The organism is Pedobacter sp. FW305-3-2-15-E-R2A2 (assembly GCF_038446955.1).
In the GTDB taxonomy this organism is placed as follows: Bacteria; Bacteroidota; Bacteroidia; order Sphingobacteriales; family Sphingobacteriaceae; genus Pedobacter.
Genome location: NZ_CP151803.1, coordinates 6,782,665 through 6,800,037, shown reverse-complemented (window position 1 = coordinate 6,800,037; position 17,373 = coordinate 6,782,665). Strand labels below are relative to the sequence as shown.

9 protein-coding genes are annotated in these 17,373 nt (G+C 42.5%); 1 reads left to right on the top strand and 8 read right to left on the bottom strand.

Features of this window, described 5'->3' with window-relative positions:
* Positions 1-9: 9 nt before the first annotated feature.
* On the top strand, positions 10-1,824 hold the full coding sequence (locus AAFF35_RS27625) for a hypothetical protein (RefSeq protein ID WP_342329692.1): 1,815 nt from the start codon (positions 10-12) through the stop codon (positions 1,822-1,824).
* Here AAFF35_RS27625 and AAFF35_RS27620 read toward each other — a convergent pair whose 3' ends face one another.
* The 8 genes from AAFF35_RS27620 to AAFF35_RS27585 form a co-directional block, all read right to left on the bottom strand.
* A complete protein-coding gene (locus AAFF35_RS27620) occupies positions 1,825-2,889 on the bottom strand; it encodes a phytase (protein WP_342329691.1) in 1,065 nt (354 codons plus the stop codon).
* 31 nt (positions 2,890-2,920) lie between these two features.
* Positions 2,921-4,171 (bottom strand): right-handed parallel beta-helix repeat-containing protein, encoded by a 1,251-nt coding sequence (locus AAFF35_RS27615; RefSeq protein ID WP_342329690.1) that lies wholly within the window; start codon positions 4,169-4,171, stop codon positions 2,921-2,923.
* Positions 4,172-4,176: 5 nt separating this feature from the next.
* Positions 4,177-6,945 (bottom strand): TonB-dependent receptor, encoded by a 2,769-nt coding sequence (locus AAFF35_RS27610; protein WP_342329689.1) that lies wholly within the window; start codon positions 6,943-6,945, stop codon positions 4,177-4,179.
* Between the two features lie 260 nt (positions 6,946-7,205).
* Positions 7,206-8,816 carry a tetratricopeptide repeat protein gene (locus AAFF35_RS27605; protein ID WP_342329688.1) on the bottom strand — a complete coding sequence of 537 codons (1,611 nt, stop codon included), beginning with the start codon at positions 8,814-8,816 and terminating at the stop codon, positions 7,206-7,208.
* A gap of 116 nt (positions 8,817-8,932) precedes the next feature.
* On the bottom strand, positions 8,933-10,351 hold the full coding sequence (locus AAFF35_RS27600; protein ID WP_342329687.1) for a SusD/RagB family nutrient-binding outer membrane lipoprotein: 1,419 nt from the start codon (positions 10,349-10,351) through the stop codon (positions 8,933-8,935).
* Between the two features lie 22 nt (positions 10,352-10,373).
* Positions 10,374-13,604 carry a SusC/RagA family TonB-linked outer membrane protein gene (locus AAFF35_RS27595; protein ID WP_342329686.1) on the bottom strand — a complete coding sequence of 1,077 codons (3,231 nt, stop codon included), beginning with the start codon at positions 13,602-13,604 and terminating at the stop codon, positions 10,374-10,376.
* Positions 13,605-14,012: 408 nt separating this feature from the next.
* On the bottom strand, positions 14,013-16,133 hold the full coding sequence (locus AAFF35_RS27590) for a DPP IV N-terminal domain-containing protein (RefSeq protein WP_342329685.1): 2,121 nt from the start codon (positions 16,131-16,133) through the stop codon (positions 14,013-14,015).
* Between the two features lie 94 nt (positions 16,134-16,227).
* Positions 16,228-17,292: a branched-chain amino acid aminotransferase gene (locus AAFF35_RS27585; protein WP_342329684.1), complete on the bottom strand. Its 1,065-nt coding sequence runs from the start codon at positions 17,290-17,292 to the stop codon at positions 16,228-16,230.
* Positions 17,293-17,373: the final 81 nt, after the last annotated feature.

The window sequence follows — 17,373 nt, the reverse complement described above, 5'->3', positions numbered from 1 at the left end:
GTAAGGCCTATGATTGAAAAATCCAGAAAAAGAAAGAAGATACTGGTATGGACAGGGGGCATTATACTAATATTGGTACTGGGCATCAGCCTGACCTCAAGGTATTTTGCCAATAAGTTCAAACCCTTAATAAAGGCACAGATCAAAGAGCTGGTTTTAAGGTCTACGGACAGCCTGTACCATATAGAATTTTCTTCCATCCGGATTAATCTGCTCACTGCAAACGCTTCTTTAACGGAAGTGAAAGTCATCCCCGATACGCAGGTTTTCAAAAAACTGATCGCTTTAAAAAAAGCGCCCAATAACATCTATTATGTGGAACTGGAGAAATTGGGAATCAGAAATTTTCACCTCTTCCGGTTCCTTAGACACCGCAAACTAGATATCAGTCAGCTTCGCCTGGACAATCCAAATGTGGTCATGATCAATAAACAGTTCGACTTCAATGAGGATAAGCCGCCACGTCCCAACCAAAGTCCCTACGATTATATCTCTGGCTATCTGAAAGAATTCAGGATTCATGCCATCGATTTTAACAACATCAGGTTTAAATACATCAACAATAACAAGGCAAAACCGGAAATGGATTCCGTGAAAAATCTGAACATTACGCTGAAAGATTACCTGATCGATCCTCATTCTGCAACAGACAAAAGCCGCTTGTACTTATTGAAGGAGGTGAAGATCAATTTAAACAATTATACTTTTGCTACACCGGATAGCCTGTACCACCTCAACCTGAATCAACTGGATTTCTCTGCCGCTTCCGGCAAACTGAACATTAAAAGCTTTAGCCTGATCCCCAGATACGATGAGATGAAGTTTGGTCAGGTGCTCGGTTATGCGAAAGACAGGTATGAGATTCAAATGAGCGATATTAGTCTGGACGGCATCAATCTGCCTTTGTATATTCTTAAACAGGAGCTTTCTGCCAAAGAAATGAACATTGCCAATGGCTCCGTTGCGGTATTCAATAACAACTCCCTCGCCAAAAAGAATACGGAAAAAATTGGAAGGTATCCCCATCAGCTGCTGCAAAAGATAGAAGCAAAGCTGAACATCAGTAAACTTAACCTGAGCAATGTAAATATCAGTTATTCTGAATTTGACCGCGATAGCAGACAGAAGGGAACGATTAGCTTTGAAAATACATCGGGGAGTTTTAGCAATGTGACGAATACCCCGAAGTACAAATCTATAAACCCATTTATGACGGCTGGTTTAACGAGCTATCTGATGGGAAAGGGGAAGTTGGATGTGAACTTTAAATTCGATCTGAATGCCAAAGATGGTGCCTTTTCCTATTCCGGGGTTCTGGGTGCCATGGAAGGACGATCGCTAAACCGAATCACGAAGCCATTGGGAATGATAGAAGTGAAAAGCGGAACAGTGAAGAAACTCGAGTTTCTGATTGATGCCAATGACCAGAAGGCCAGCGGGATGATGAAATTCCAATACAACGACCTTTCGGTAAATCTGCTGAAAAGAGAAGAAGGAGAGAATCGTTTGGTGCGACAAGGCTGGATGTCTTTTCTGGCCAATGCGATAATTCTTAATCCCAATAATCCCGACAGCAGTGGCATCCTGATTACCGCACCAATTCATGAAGTCCGTAAAACGAACGGTTCCTTCTTCCAGTTTATCTGGAGAAGCCTTTTACAGGGAATCAAACATAGTGTCGGCGTAACTGAAGCGAAACAGCAAAAGATCAAAACACAAATTGCCCGTTTTGGACAAATGAAGATCGATAGAGAAGCCAGACAGGCCAGGAGAGAAAAAAGAAGGCTCCTGCGGAAAAAAGCAGAAGCCCTTAGAAAAAAATAACTATTTGTTGATGGATAACTGTTTCCCTGCAAGGTCTTCCCAACGGTAAAACTGGAAAGTCTTATCATCGCTCATGGCCACAAATAACCCATGTTTAAAGTCTCCGTTTAGTGGGCCTGAATAAATGTCGGAACCATCACTGTTGTTGGTAGAAACGGGAATACTGGTCAGTAAAACATGGTCATGAGGACCGGACTTTCCTTCGCGGTTAAAGACCTGGAAATGATTTGCCGCCTGATCGGATACGAGGATATAACCAGTAGTAGGGGATGTTTTATAAATGCTGATTCCTTCATTGTCCTCTTTGAATCCTGTTTTTGCAAATAGCGCAAGTTCTTCATTTCCTTTGGCAGGATCTGCATAATATTTTCTTACCCCAAACTGCTCATCGGAGTAATAGATATAACCCAGCTCATTGTCTACTGCAATCGATTCGATTTCTTTCTTTCCGCTGTATTTACCGAACTTTCTTTTCAGGCTGGCCTTCAATTTGCCTGTGCCATCGTCCTCCAGCAGGTATTGCCATAAATAACCATCAGCAGGACCTGTTTTACGGCCTACAATGGCGTAAATTTCTCCTTTTGGCGTTGTGTATAGGGCAATGCCCATCAAGTCTCTGTGCATCTCTTTTTCTTCTCCTTCGAAAACCGGTATTCCTCCATTATCGATAGGTTTCATGTCTGGTAAGGAAAAGATGCGAAGTTGATGCGTCATTCTTTCAGTGGCCACTGCGATGTCTACCTTTTTGCCGCCGAGCAGCAGGCCATAAGCGATGTCTACGTTGTTGGGTCTTTTCAAACCTTTGACCGTCTTTTCTTTGATCGCTTTTCCTTTAAGGTCGTAAACATATAGGCCGCCATTTTCATCTTTGTCGGTGCCAATTACCAAAGATTGGGCAGGATCAGAAGGGTTTACCCAGATCGCAGGATCATCAGAATCAAACTGTACCGGATCTGAAGTATATAAGGGTTTTACGGCTGAAGAATCTTTTTGTACGGTAGAACAAGAGATATTTAGTGTCAGCAATAATGCGGAAAGACCAAGGGTTAATGTAGGTTTATTCATTAAAAAATTCTTTATAGTTGGTTAAAATTGATTAGTTGGTTCCAAAAGCACCGATATAGCTGGCTGCTGCCGGAGAGGTATAGCTGATTCCGTTCATCACGAGTCCATTTACCGCATAGTGTGGTTTGATGTCCGTTTTTCCTTTGCCCAATGCCGGTGATCCTGCCTGAAGGTGGAAATCCCATGCCGGAGTAAAGGTCGCATTGTTAACAAGAGTGGTTAAAGGGTAATTTACAAATTTAGGATCGTTCAATCCTGCCGTTTTACCAATGATGTCGTTCGTTCCTGCAATGATATCAGCAGAAGGCTGAAACTGGTCTACGGTAACCTGACTATTTCCATAGTAAAGGTTATTCCCGAACAGGGATCTTTTGTCTTCTGCTTTTTTAGTGTCTCTTTTAATGCCGAAGCGGGTATTGGCGAAGAGATTGTTAAAGACCTCAACGCGTACGGTTGCTTCTACCCATATTGAGCCCCCTTTAGCAGTGGGTCTGCGCCATCCGGTATTGACCATGGTATTGTTATACACCATCACATAGGCCTGTGGCGTACGGTCGCCGCTGTTCGAAAGCTTCAGGGCATTGGTATTTGCACTATAGATCAGGTTATAGGCCACATCTGCCACACAACCGGATTTCAGGTTAATGGCCTCGCCACCGGACACTCCGGTTGTGTAGAATTTATTATTGGAAAAAATGATTTTCCCTCCATCAATATAGGTACAGTCTTCCTGTAGATTTCTGAAGATGCTATTGGTTACGACCAGCTTTCCGTTGACATTGGCAAACCAGAGCGCAGGCAGGTTCTCTCCAGCTTTTCCTTTGTACAGGTTCTGTTTTACTGAGGTGGAAGCATCTGAAGTCGTTGCTCCGGCATATTCAATAATGGTATGGTCTAATAATAACTCCTGACAACTTGGGGCTGCAAGAATCCCTCCCCACAAACGACCAAATTCTTTAGTTCTGGCCCCTTCTGCTACCGTAAATCGGATTGGAAATTCTGAAGTTCCCTGTGCATAAAGATTTCCCTTTACAATGATCTCTGGTTTTGCAAGGGTATCCATGAGCACAGTAACACCTTCTTCAATCGTTAAAGATTGTCCTTCCGGGATGATGATGTCACCTTTAATCAGCTGGGTACTTCCTTTTTTCCAGACTCCGGATGCCTCTCCCGAAATGGTACCATTGCCGGTATCCGGATCTACGTCACTATTGGCTTTCTTACATCCTGCAAAAAGTGCTGCGGTTAAAGCCAGGCAGATAAATAGTTGTGTTGCTTTCATGTCTTTTATAATTTATAGCGAAGGCCTAATAAATAATTTTGTTTGTAATAATCGTTACGAATGAGGGTATTGCCATCAAATTCCTGAGCAGTGGTTTGTAAGTTTTTCTCATTCGTTCCTTTGATGAATAATTTTAATGGCGTATTCAACAGGTTTCCGGCTTTAACAAATACGCTCAGGTTGTTCTTGAATTTCTTCTCTGCCGATGCATCCATTTGGATAAAACCCTTTTGCCAGAGATCATTATTTAAAAACTGAGAGATGGTATTGATTCTTTCGCCGGTATAAGAGGCCGCCAATTGGGCATCCCAACCTTTTTTGCTGTCTTTATAAAGCAGGGATATATTTGCGATGTTAGCAGATTGTCCAAACAGAGGCCTGCTTTGGTTGGCGCTGAGTGGCTGAAGATCTCCGTTTGCATCACGTACTCTATACGTTTTAGTGGTGGTAATCCTTGAATGGGTATAAGTGTAATTGGCCTTCACGCCGAACTGATGGAAGAACTTGATGTAATCCAGTTCCAATCCATAATTTTTTGCCGTTCCGAAATTTCCAGGCACATAATAAGTATCCTGTCCGCGGGTAGCATCAGCCTGAAAGGTATATTCTATAGGGTTTTGTATGTTTTTATAGAATGCACCCACCATGAGCTGATCTGTCCCATTGGGAAACAACTCATAACGCAAGTCAAAGTTATCGGCCAAAGCCCTTTTCAGATCCGGATTTCCTCTTTCCTTATATTCTTCCCTGTTTCCACCACCGGGAATGAGTTCATAAAAACCAGGACGGTTTAGAGACCTGAAATAGGAGGCACGAAGCTGTTCCTTCTTGTTGAGCTTATACTTTAAGTTCATGCTGGGCAGATAGTCAGTATAAACCTGCTTGCCTGTAGGACGAAGTTCTCCTGCAGGAAATAACATGCGGTATCCCTGGTCGGTATGTTCCACACGTAAACCACCAATCACCTCAAGGTCTTCCGCATTCAGTTTAAACATCCCGTATCCTGCGCTGATTTTCTCCGAAGCGTCATAAGTTAGCGGATTATTTACTGCTCCGGCAGGGTTCTTTACGGTCCAGGAAATGTCGCCGTAATTGCTGAAATCTTTACCATATTCCAGGTTCTGCGTAGCAGGAGTCAAGGTGTAGTTGTTGTAAAAACTGCTGCGTTGTTTGTCGCGGTATAAACCTCCGGCGCTGAAATCTACATTCATTCCGGCAATAGGTACCGTATAAGTCAGGTCCAGATAACCTGCCTTATCTTCTTCCGTATTGCGTTCCCAACGACGGGTGTATACGTCTCCAATCGACTGCACCACGGTTTTCCGTTCTGCAAAATTCTCCCTTATTCCAAGGATATTGATGGTGCTTTGATCAGGAACATCGTTTTTTGCTGAAGAGTATACCGCAGACCAGTTCAGCTTCAGTTGTTTCGGAATCAGCTGGTGGTCACCCTGAAGGGTGGTATTGAAAATCTGCTGTTCTGTAAAGCGGGAACGGGTTTCATAGTTTAATTTGGCATTTCCTGAATCCTGGTTATAACCCGAAGAAAAATCAGTTTCTTTTGAATCGCGGAGTTGCGTGCTTTGCAGGTTCACATAAGCATTGTATAAACTTAATTTATGCTGCGGATTAAAGGTGTAATCTAATTTTGCATGGGTGCCATAGCGTTGTTGCCGCTCCGAATACTGACGGTCCTCCCTGGAGGTAATGGTTGCAAAAGGATCGGTATCCACATTGGAGGAATTATAAAAGGTACTGTTGCTGCCGCGGTAAGTATTTTGGTAACTTCCGGCAAGGAGTACACCGAGTTTATTATCCAAAAAGCGTCTGCCAATAGATAATCCACCTACCAGACCTGGAGCAGGATGTTTTGAACTGTAATCTATGGTCCCTTTTGGAAAATCAAGCTGTGTGGCTTTATAGTCCTTTCCATTCATTTCATAAGGGGATTTCCGATGGATGCCATTGGTCTGGAAAGTGGTAAAACCACGGTCCAGAAATAACTGGCTATAGCCAGTTGCCAGATTTACTTTCAGCTGTAATTTATCGGGAGCATCTTTCATGACCATGTTGATGGCACCACCAACGGCATCAGCTTCCATATTGGAGTTGAGCGTTTTGTAAACTTCTAACCTTTCCAATAATTCGGAAGGAAAAATATCCAGGGGCACATAACGGTATTTATTGTCCGGACTGGGGATTTTCACGCCATTCACGAGTGTGTAATTATACCTTTTATCCATTCCGCGAAGAATGGCATATTGTCCATCTCCACTGCTGCTTCTTTCTACAGATACACCGGAGACGCGCTGAATGACATTGGCAACTGTCAGGTCGGGAGAGACTTCCATTGCCCTGCCGGAAACAACATTGACCAGTTGGGGGGATTTCTGCTCAATCCTTCTGGCTGTTTTCTCTGCTGATCCGTCATTTTTTGCAGAGATCATGACTTCATGTAACTCGGCATCTTTAGTTTCGGACAAAAAAATCTTAACTACAGGGTTGTCTTCTTTAAGGATACTGATCTGTTGGCTAAAGGTTTTGTACATCAGGTAAGATACTTTTATGGTAAATGTTCCTGTTGGCGGATGTTTGATCACAAACGATCCATCGAGCCCGGTTAGAACGGCACGATCTGTCTTTTCCAGAAGAACAGATGCGCCTACCAATGCTTCCCCTGTTTTCTGGTCGTAAACATAGCCCTTCAGGCTGGTCGCCCGGGCTGCGGTAATGCTAAATAATAGGCAAAAAAGAACGGGTAATAGTGTCTTCATTTTCTTAATTAATTTGTTGTTGCTGGTTTGTGTTTGCTAACGTTGGTCAAATGTGAGCACTCGCAGATCAGCTTCGAAATTATTGCCGTGAACAAAATGTATACAGCGTTACATGAAGGGTATACAAAACGCGTACAGCGTGAACATGATTTGTTTAATTGATTGATTTACAGTATATTGTTGGTAACATAAAACGCCATTACCATTTGATTAGCGTAATGTTATGCTATTGTTAAGTGTCGGTGATTTTGAAAAAATGCCTATAAAGTCTGTATAAAAGTGCTGAGGTTTTCTCCTTGCGGGAGGTTCAGTTTCTTCCTTAATCTATAGCGTGCTACCCGCAAACTGTCTTGTGAAATTCCAAAAAGTGCGGCCATATCTTTGGAGCTTAAATTCATTTTGATCAGGGCGACCAGCCGGATGTCATTTGCGGTGAGTTCATCACAATGTGCTTTCAGATGATCGAAAAAAGTCTGATGAATCTGTTCAAACATTCCTGTGAAATCTTTCCAGTGTTGATCGTGACTGATGCTTTGATTGATCCGTTGCACAAGCTGTTGCAATTGTTTCTTCTGGTCCCGCTTGTCTTCTTTCACCATTTCTTCAATCTGTGACCTGAGGCTCTCCAGGAACTGATTGCTTTGAATGATGTGCAGGGTATTGCTGGTCAGTTCTTTGCTCTTTAACTCCAGGGCGTCTTTGATGGCCGTTTTCTGGGTTTCGTATAACCTGTTGTTCTGCTCGTTTACCTTTTGTTCATTCCTGATCTTCAGCCTTTGACGGCTGATGGTGCTTGCGGCGAGGGAAATGAGGAGCACAATAATGAGGACAGCGGCAATCACCATAATGCGGTTGATGTCTTTTTCATTTTCAAATTGAAGAATAGCATCATCTTTTTGTTGTATCTCGAATAAAGTTTGCAGGAGCGCCAGCTGTTTATTGTTGTCCTCCGTAAAGATTTTCAGAAAGATGTTCCTGCCCAGTTCACTATAATGATAGGCGCTGTCGTATCTTTTCATGAGGTCGAAATTTTTGGAAAGGTCTCTGTAGGCGCTGCTGAGCTGGTATTGATCGTTCATTTGCCTGGCCAGGCTTTCTGCTTTTCTGGTATAACCCAGCGCTTCTGTATATCGGCCGGTCTTCCGGTACACATCCCCGATGTTGTTAATGATCTCTATCTGTGCACGGTTATTCTTTAAAGCCGTATTCCCTTCCAGGGCCAGGGTGTAATATTTAAGTGCAGAATCTAAATGAGGTTTGTCTTCGTAAATGCTTCCGATATTTTCATAGATCTTCTCAATTCCGGTCTGGTCTTTCTCTTTTTTATAGACGTTTAATGCCAGTTGCTGGTATTTCATGGCATTCTGATAGTCCAGACTTTTCTCGTAGGTCTGCCCGATAAGACCATAAGATCTGGCAATTCCTTTAGGATCACCGGATTGCTGGTAGAGGCTTAAAGCTTCCTGGAATTTCTCCAGACAAACGCGGTATTGGCGGGCATAATAATAGGTTTCCCCAATCTTATGCAGGTTTTTTGCCAGGTTATTCCGGTCCTGTTGCTGCCGGAAAATCTGATCAGCTTTATAATAATAAATGATGGCCTGAGAATAGGCTGCCTGATAATAAAAGAGTTCTCCGATTTGCTGATAGCAAAGTGCGGCGGTAATAAAGTCCTCCTTTTTCAAAGCCTCTTTTAAGGTTTGTTTGATCTTTAGAAAGGCGGTATCCGGAGCCTGATGTATTAGCGTATCAATTACAGGGAAATTGGGTTTGATATTTTCCTGGGGGAATGCCGCAAAGGGAGATAGGTTGCCGTATAACAGCAGAAAGAACAGGATCCGGAAGGTCCGGCTTGGATATACTTTTTTCACCCTTTAAAATTACAGGGCACAGTATTAAGGAATTGTTAAATCGGCTGGAATACTTAACGCAAAAAAAGGGCCGCTTCTAAATCATAGAAGCGGCCCTCAAAAGCGTATAAAAAGAGTTAGAATTTATCCCAGAAAATTTTAGAACTTACTGCATCTCCACCCATTGCGGCAGAGGCAGCTTCAACATTTGCCTGGTTTAAAGTTCTTTCATTATCAGGATAGGTGATACGTAAAGGAATCACGCTGACAGAACTGATCGCACGTTCCAATACCGGGAAATCCAGACGTCTCCATTCTACCCAGGTGTCATACCCGCGGTTATATAAAGCAAGGTACTTCTGGATGCCTATTTTTTCCTTAATGTTTGCAGAGGCAGTGGCATAAGCTACTTTAGGTTGAGCTAAATAAGCAGTTGCTTCGGCTTCGCTGCCTCCCCAGTAGAGGATAGAAGCAGTGATCCCTTTATTATAATGGTCTACAGCTGTTCCGGCAATTCCCCATCTTGCTGCAGCCTCAGCCAGGATCAGCTCCACTTCAGGATAATCCAAAAGAAGGGCCGGGAAATCAGGTGCAATTATTTTATCACTGATATGTGAAAAGTTAGCAAAAGTGTTATTTATACCAATGATTCCACCAATATAATTTCCATTAATAGGGGTAAAATACTGCGGCCTTCTGGGGTCGTTAAGGTTATTCATGATGTCTATCATGGTTTTTCCACCAATATAATCCTGCCTTTTAGTGAATGCACTATTCAAATCAGTTGAAATAGGATTATTATTAGGCGTTTCCTTCAGGTATTTAAAGGTTGCATTGTCAGCATTACTGGTGAAAGCTTTATCTGCGGAAGATTGGATCACACTCTTTGCGGTCGCTTCATCCACATCAGCCAGGGTAATCGCCAGTTTCAGCTTCAAACTGTGTGCAAATTTTATCCAGCCTGCAGTATTGTCATTATAAAGCAAATCCGTTGGGCCGAAATTTGATCCTGGAGTCATTTGCGCAATTGCTCCATCCAGTCGTTTCAATAAATCAGCATAGATGTCTGCTGACTTATCATATTTTGGTTGATTGACATCGCCCAAAGCCTGAGAATATGGAACATCTCCCCACGTATTTACCAATACAGACCAGGTATATACGGAAGCGATCTCTGTTAATGCAATTCGGTTATTCTTTACTGCATCGCTTATTTTGGCATCGGCTTCTGTAAGTCTTCTGCTTTCTTTCAGATCCTGGAGAATCTCACTATACATAGGAGTCCAATAGGCGGTGTGAACCTCGCGGGTGATATAGTCGTACCTGGGTTCATCCTGGTAGGAAGTTGCGGTCCATTGCTGAACCCAGTACCTGAAAACATTTACGTTTACGTTTGGAGAGGTCTGATTGTCGGCCAGTTCTTTCAGCGCATTTGCAAAAAGAGAACCTGCAGAGACGTTATCCGGATTTTTCTGATCGATGTTGTAATCGTCCAGGCTTTTTGCACATGATACCAACAGCATCAGGGGCAATATATATATTAATAATTTTTTCATAATCTGTTGTCGTTAAACGGGGTTATAATCTAAATTTGAAGTTAAAACCAAAGGTTCTTACTGATGGGTATGCGCCACTTTGGTACCCCTGAATATTTCCTGAACTTAAACCTGCTTCCGGATCTGAGTAAGGAAGGTTCTTATGGATGATCCAAAGGTTCCGTCCCACCAATGATACGTCAACAGACTTAAATACTTTTTCGCCGATCCATTTTTTAGGTAACGAATAGGTAATTGCAGCCTCACGTAGTTTAACAAAACTGGCATCGTATACGAATGCCGCTGGTGGATTGTTAATGTATCCATAAGGAGTAGATGTTCCGTCGAAGGCTTCTGCCCTGACCTTATTGGGATTTCCATCTTTATCTACGCCAGGAAGAAGGACACCACCACCTTGACTAACAGGAAGCCTTTTCGGGTTGCCCAGCTCATTTAGCCCTGCAGTTTCGGGATAAATACCTGTTGCTTGTCCGTATGCCTGATCTAAGGAGAATACGCTTCCGCCGTGTTTAATATCTACAAGGAAACTTAAGGAGATATCTTTGTATTTAAAGTTATTCTGAATACCTCCGGTCCAATCGGCGTTGATGTCGCCGAGTACCTGGTTTGGAGCAGATTTAGCATAGTATCCATTTTCTTTAACCACTTTTTGTCCGTTGATATATTGGAAGTCCACTCCGCGGATGGTGCCATAAGCTTCACCTAATGTAGCATTCAGGGATACGCCACCACCGCCAAGATCTCCAACCTGCAGGTTGGTATTTCCTTCATAAAGTTCAATCACTTTATTTCTGTTTCTTGCAAAATTGATGTTCATTGTCCAGGTAAAATTATCATTCCTGACAGGAAGGACGAATGCAGAGATCTCTATACCCTGATTTCTTATCGTACCCGCATTTACCCATTTCTGATTAAAACCGGTGGTATTAGAAACATCAACCGGCATGATCTGGTTGACAGAGTTGGTGCGGTACCAACTAAAGTCAAAACCTACTCTTCCCTGTAAGAAATTCATTTCCAGACCGGCCTCTATACTTCTGGTGCGTTCCGGTAAAAGATTAAGATTGTTTTTGATAGTACGCATTGAGGTTAGCAGATTTCCACCAAAGATTGGGTTGATGGTGTATACATCATATAAGCTTAGTGCTGCTGCATCATTACCTACTTCTGCGTAATTCAATCTTAATTTACCATGGCTTAACCAGGTTGATTCTTTCATCAGGTTGGAGAAAAGAAAACTTCCCGCTACTGATGGATACCAATAAGTGTTATTTTTTAGTGGAAGGGTAGTGGATTGATCCCGACGGATACTGGCATCCAAGAAAAAAGTTTCTTTATAACCGAGGGTAGTACTGGCAAATAAACCATCTACTCCTACGCGCTCATAACGTTCAAGAGGAGCGTTGATCGCATTTACCGAGTTGGATAAAGAATATAATTCAGGTACAACCAGACCTCCGTTTGTTACTGCATTGATGGAAGTTAATTTGGCTCTCCTGATGTTACTTCCTAATAAACCTGTGAATTTAAGGTCGGGAGTAATCTCTTTATTGAAGTTAAGGAGCAGGTCAAAGTTAACCTCTGAGTTTGTACCGTTAATTCTTCTGTATTCAGGGATATCCGGACCGCCTATCGCGATACGTTCTTCCTGCATTTCGCTGGTGCCATCATAGGTTACGCGACCAAGGACATCAAACCAATCTAATGGTTTCCAGGTCAGGGCAACGTTTCCGAAGTACCTGTCTCTGCTATCATTTTCGAAGTTCTTGTATCTGGTCCAATAAGGGTTATTGGAATAGATTGCACCTTGTGCTGTTTCGTCAGCCCAGTTCCAGGTGACGTTTTTTTCTTCTCTTTCGTAAGCTGCTTTTTGTTCTTTTATGTCAACATTGGTTTGCCACCATTGTCTGAACTGCTGATTGACGTTTTTTCCGTCATATCCGGTACCGTAGCGGCCTAATCCAGCAATATTCGTGTAATTTGCAGCAGCACTTATTTTTAGTTTTTTGTTAATCTCATGGTCAGCGGCAAAGTTAAAACCGTTTTTGATGATCTTACTGTTTGGTAAAACACCGGTTTCGTCACTTCTTTGATAGCCAAATTTAAAGGTAGTGCTTTCTCCGCCACCATCTAAAACAACACTGTGACTAGAGCCGATTGCCGTTTTATAAAATGTGGATGGATCATTCGCTGAGGCTACCCATGGCGTTGCTTTCTGATAAGAAGGAGAGGTCGGATCAAAGGAGTTCCACTGATAGATCAGGAGATTCGGATCAAATTTACCACCATAAGATGCATCATCAGTAAATGGGGTCATTAGGCTGTTTCCTTTACCAAATATATCCCGGTACCAGAAGTTACCATCAGGTGATTCATTCTTGCCCTGGCCACTATATTGATTGGCATAGCCAGCGCCGTACTCTTTCTGATATTTGGCAAAGGTTGTTTTGTCGATATTTCCAAAAGTAACACCGCTGTTTAAGGTTACTCCCAAAGCGTTTTTCTTGCCTTTCTTGGTGGTGATCATAATGACACCATTCGCTGCTCTGGAACCGTATAGGGCAGTTGCAGCAGCACCTTTAAGTACGTTTACAGAAGCAATGTCATCAGGATTGATATCCGCTGCGGCATTTCCATAATCATACCCTCCTCTACCTGTTTTTTGGTTGGCACTGTTTGTATTAACGTTGCTTACCGGAACTCCATCTATAACAAAGAGTGCCTGATTATTTTGCGTCATTGATTTGATACCCCTCATGACTACGTTGGTAGAACCTCCCATAGCATTGGATTGCTTAATGTCCAGGCCGGCTACTTTTCCGGATAAGCCGTTGATGAAGTTGTTATCTCTGGTTCTGGTGAGGTCTTCGCCTTTAACTTCCTGAGCGGCATAAGGCAGCTCATTTTTTTTACGTTGAATACCTAGTGCAGTGATCACGACTTCCGACAAGGATTGATCATCGTTTTCCAAAACTACGTTCAATACGTTTGATGTAGGAATGACTTTCGCCTGGCTCCCAAAACCAAGGGAGGAGAAGGCTAGTGATTTCGCTCCCTGGGGAACGCTGAGTGAATATTTCCCTTCTGCATTGGTTAGCGTTCCGCCCTGGGAACCCACGATTTTTACGGTAACTCCGGGTATTGGAAGCCCGTCTTCTTTTCCTGTTACTGTGCCGGTAATCGTCCGATTTTGTGCAATCGCCGATCCGAAGAGGCACAGAAAGGCCATTAAACTTAGGATAAGTTTTTTCATGTGAATGAATTTGATTAGGATGTTAGTTAATAATTATACAATATATGAATAATGTCATATTATGTAGAATTTTTTTGTCACATAAAAATTTTTGCGCCAAATGACCTTGCTTAAATTGATTCAAAAGGCAATTAAATTTACAAGTAGGAATCCTAATCTCTTTTGTGTGTATGTTGATGCTTTTTTTATAGGCCAATACTGACATTTTTATTCCATTATGGAATGTTTATTGTTTTTTACCGTTTTTTTTTACTCATGTTGACCAATATGACTGTCTGTTTAGTCGTTTTGATTAAATGAAATTTCTTGTTATTGGAGGCTGAATCTGAAAGAGAAATCCAACAAAAAAGCCCTGAAAGTTTTATCTTTCAGAGCTTTGTAAAATATTTGTTTCAGGAAGGAGTTCCGCTAGTTGAGTAATGTTGCGGGAACAGGCTTATTCAACAGATGCTCATAATAAAAACGGTAACGTTCTGCTTTATCATGAGGCGTTTTTAAACCTCCCCAGCCATGTCTTCCTCCGGGATAAATCATCAGTTCAAAATGCTTGTTTGCATTCTGTAATTTATCGATCAGCTGGATCGTATTCTGCATATGCACATTGTCGTCCATATCACCATGCATAATGCGCAGCAAGCCCTTATACTTGTTTACATAAGTAAGTACGGAACCATTTTTATAACCTTCAGGGTTTTCCTGTGGCGTATCCATAAAGCGTTCTGTATAATGACTGTCGTACAACTCCCAGCTGGTTACCGGTGCACCTGCAATTCCGAAATCGAAATCATCGGCACCCATAGTTAAGGCCATACAGGTCATATAACCACCATAACTATGTCCGGTGATCAATAGTTTTTTGTTGTCTACCCAGGATTTTGCTTTTAACCACCTCGCGGCAGTAGTATAATCTTTCATCTCCCATTTGCCAAGGTTCCGGTGCATGAGTGCAACGCCCTCTTTTCCAAACTGTCCTGATGCACGGTGATCCACAGCAATCTGAATGATGCCTTCATTTGCCCACCATTGGCTTGCGGTTCCTTTCCAGGTATTGGTTACTGTACCTGCATTAGGACCACCATAAATGCTCATGATAACCGGGTATTTTTTGTTCTGATCAAAGTCGGTAGGATAGGTGATGACTGCGGGTAACTGATAGCCATCATCGGTAGGGATGCTGATCATTTCTGTTTTTCCGAAGTTGTATTGGGAAAAATCAGCAGATTTGCTGTCTGCAAGTTCTTTAATCACTTTACCGGTATTGTCTAACAATGTTCTTTTTTGTGGAGTAGATACGTTAGAATAGGTTGTAATAAAATACTGGCCGTTTGGAGAGATTTGTACCTGGTGTGTATAGTCTCCAAAGGTCAGGCGTTTCAGGTTTTTTCCATTATAGTCTACGCGATAGAAATCTTTCCGGGTCGAAGCTTCTTTACGGGCGGTAAAATAAATGACCTTATTTTTCTCATCCACATGTTCCAGGTCGGTCACCTGCCATTTCCCACTCGTAATCGGGTTAATCAGCTTTCCTGCTAAAGTGTAAAGGTAAAAATGTGCCCATCCGGTTTTGTCGCTTTTTAGGATATAGTGTTTCTTGTCCTGAAGGTACTCGATGCGGCCATCGTAATCCAGGTCCACCCAGGAAGATTGTTTTTCATCATAGATCTCTTTTTTAGCTCCTGTACCCGGGTTAACCGTAAAGAACTTTAGGTTGTCCTGCCCACGGTTCATCCATTGCACCATTAAGCTGCTGCCATCATAACTCCAATAAGGCGTACCAAAATACTGATCGTCTTTTTCGTTGAAATCAGCCCAGGTAACGGCACCTCCTGTTACAGGGACAAAGCCGACTCTGACTTCCGGATTGGCGTCTCCTGCCTTAGGGTAACGGGTTTTCTCGGTATAGCCATGTTGTCCTGTTGACCCGTTGATCGGGAACATCGGAACTTTAGTGTCGTCAAAACGCATAAAAGCAATGTGCTTGCTGTCCGGGGCCCACCAAAATGCTTTGTACTGAGTGGGACGTCCTAAAATTTCTTCAAAATATACCCATGACGACCAGCCGTTGTAAATCACATCCGTGCCATCATTAGTATACCTGGTTTCTTTGCCGCTGCTTACTTCCACCGAATACAAGTCGTTGTCGCGGGTAAAGGCAATGTATTTCCCATCCGGAGAAAGGGTAGGATTCTTTTCTTCTTCTTTGGTGCTGGTGAGTTGTTTTGCTGCTTCTTTTCCATATTGTATAAAGACATCATTGCCTTTTAAAAAAACATTTACATTGCTTTTCGGAGGCCGGGTATAAGGTGTCTTTGCACCGGATTTCGGATCTACAGCATAGAGTTCCCGATCTCCGGGAGCAGCTTCGATATAGCGGTTGTCATCGCTCCAACCCATCACCATGGGGATTGGTTTGGTAAGAGAGGGTTGGTTTCCAAGGGTTTCCTGCTGACTTAACCTTTTTAACTGCGCCTGGGCAGTCAGGTTAAAACAAAAGGATGCAGCTAAACCGAGAAGTATTGTTGTTTTCATTCGTTGTCTGATTGGTTTAAAAATTTGAAGCTATAAAAAAGGCGCCCTGGTTCAAAGGCGCCTCACAAGAATTATTTACAATGTAGCTGTAAATTTACACGATCCAGTTCCATCCGAACTCGTCAGGAGCAAGTCCGTAACGGATGTCATTTAATGTTTTTGCGATACCCGCAGAAATCGTACGTGTAGCAGGGTCCGTTAAAGTATATAACTTACCTTCATAACTGATTTCTCCAATTGGCGTCACAGTTGCGGCAGTACCTGCTGCGAATGCATCTGTTAACTGACCATTTTCGATACCTTCGATTACTTCTTTTACACTTACCCTTCTTTCTTCCACTTCAATGCCTGCTTTTTTTGCCAGCTGAATAATGGTATCTCTTGTTACCCCATCCAAAACGGTACTTCTTACAGAAGGAGTAACCAGTTTCCCGTCGATCACAAAGATTAAGTTTGCTGTTCCTGCTTCCTCGATAAACTCATGAGAAACGGCATCAGTCCAGATCAACTGGTCAAAACCTTCTTTTAATGCCTCAGCAAAAGGGTGTAAAGAACGGGCGTAATTTCCAGCAGTTTTAGCATAGCCAACACCACCTTCATCTGCACGTGTAAATTCAGTTTCAATTTTTACTTTTAGTGCTTTGCTGTAATACGGTCCTGTAGGAGTCGTTAGTAAAGCAAAGGTATATTTATCAGATGCCTTTACACCCAGGTAAGGATCGGTAGCGAACATCACCGGGCGGATATATAAAGAATAACCATCCTGATTCGGAACCCAGTTTTTATCAATATCAATTAATGCCGCGATTCCTTGTCTGAAAATATCCTCAGGAATAGCAGGCATCGCCATGCGTTGTGCTGATTTATTAAAACGCTCAAAGTTTTTGTCTGCTCTGAAAACACTGATTTTACCATCAGCCTGACGGTAAGCTTTCATGCCCTCAAAAATTGCCTGTCCGTAATGCAGGGCAGAAATTGCCGGGCTCATCGGAATCGGGCCATAAGGTAATACCTGTAAATTTGTCCAGGCGCCATCTTCGTATTCGGCAATAAACATATGATCGGAAAATACCTTTCCGAAGGGAAGTTGAGAAAAGTCTGTTACTGTTAGTCTGCTTTGCTCAGCTTTCGTGATGGTTATATCCAGTGTATCGTTCATTTCTATTCGTATTTCTTCCTGCAAATTTAATAAAATTGCCCTGCTTATTTCTTTTTATTTTGCTTTTGAACAGGATTGTTA

Excerpts from the sequence above, each read along its gene's own strand:
- AAFF35_RS27625 (WP_342329692.1), top strand. The coding sequence starts at position 10 with ATGATTGAAAAATCCAGAAAAAGAAAGAAGATACTGGTATGGACAGGG.
- AAFF35_RS27620 (WP_342329691.1), bottom strand. The coding sequence starts at position 2,889 with ATGAATAAACCTACATTAACCCTTGGTCTTTCCGCATTATTGCTGACA.
- AAFF35_RS27615 (WP_342329690.1), bottom strand. The coding sequence starts at position 4,171 with ATGAAAGCAACACAACTATTTATCTGCCTGGCTTTAACCGCAGCACTT.
- AAFF35_RS27610 (WP_342329689.1), bottom strand. The coding sequence starts at position 6,945 with ATGAAGACACTATTACCCGTTCTTTTTTGCCTATTATTTAGCATTACC.
- AAFF35_RS27600 (WP_342329687.1), bottom strand. The coding sequence starts at position 10,351 with ATGAAAAAATTATTAATATATATATTGCCCCTGATGCTGTTGGTATCA.
- AAFF35_RS27595 (WP_342329686.1), bottom strand. The coding sequence starts at position 13,604 with ATGAAAAAACTTATCCTAAGTTTAATGGCCTTTCTGTGCCTCTTCGGA.
- AAFF35_RS27590 (WP_342329685.1), bottom strand. The coding sequence starts at position 16,133 with ATGAAAACAACAATACTTCTCGGTTTAGCTGCATCCTTTTGTTTTAAC.
- AAFF35_RS27585 (WP_342329684.1), bottom strand. The coding sequence starts at position 17,292 with ATGAACGATACACTGGATATAACCATCACGAAAGCTGAGCAAAGCAGA.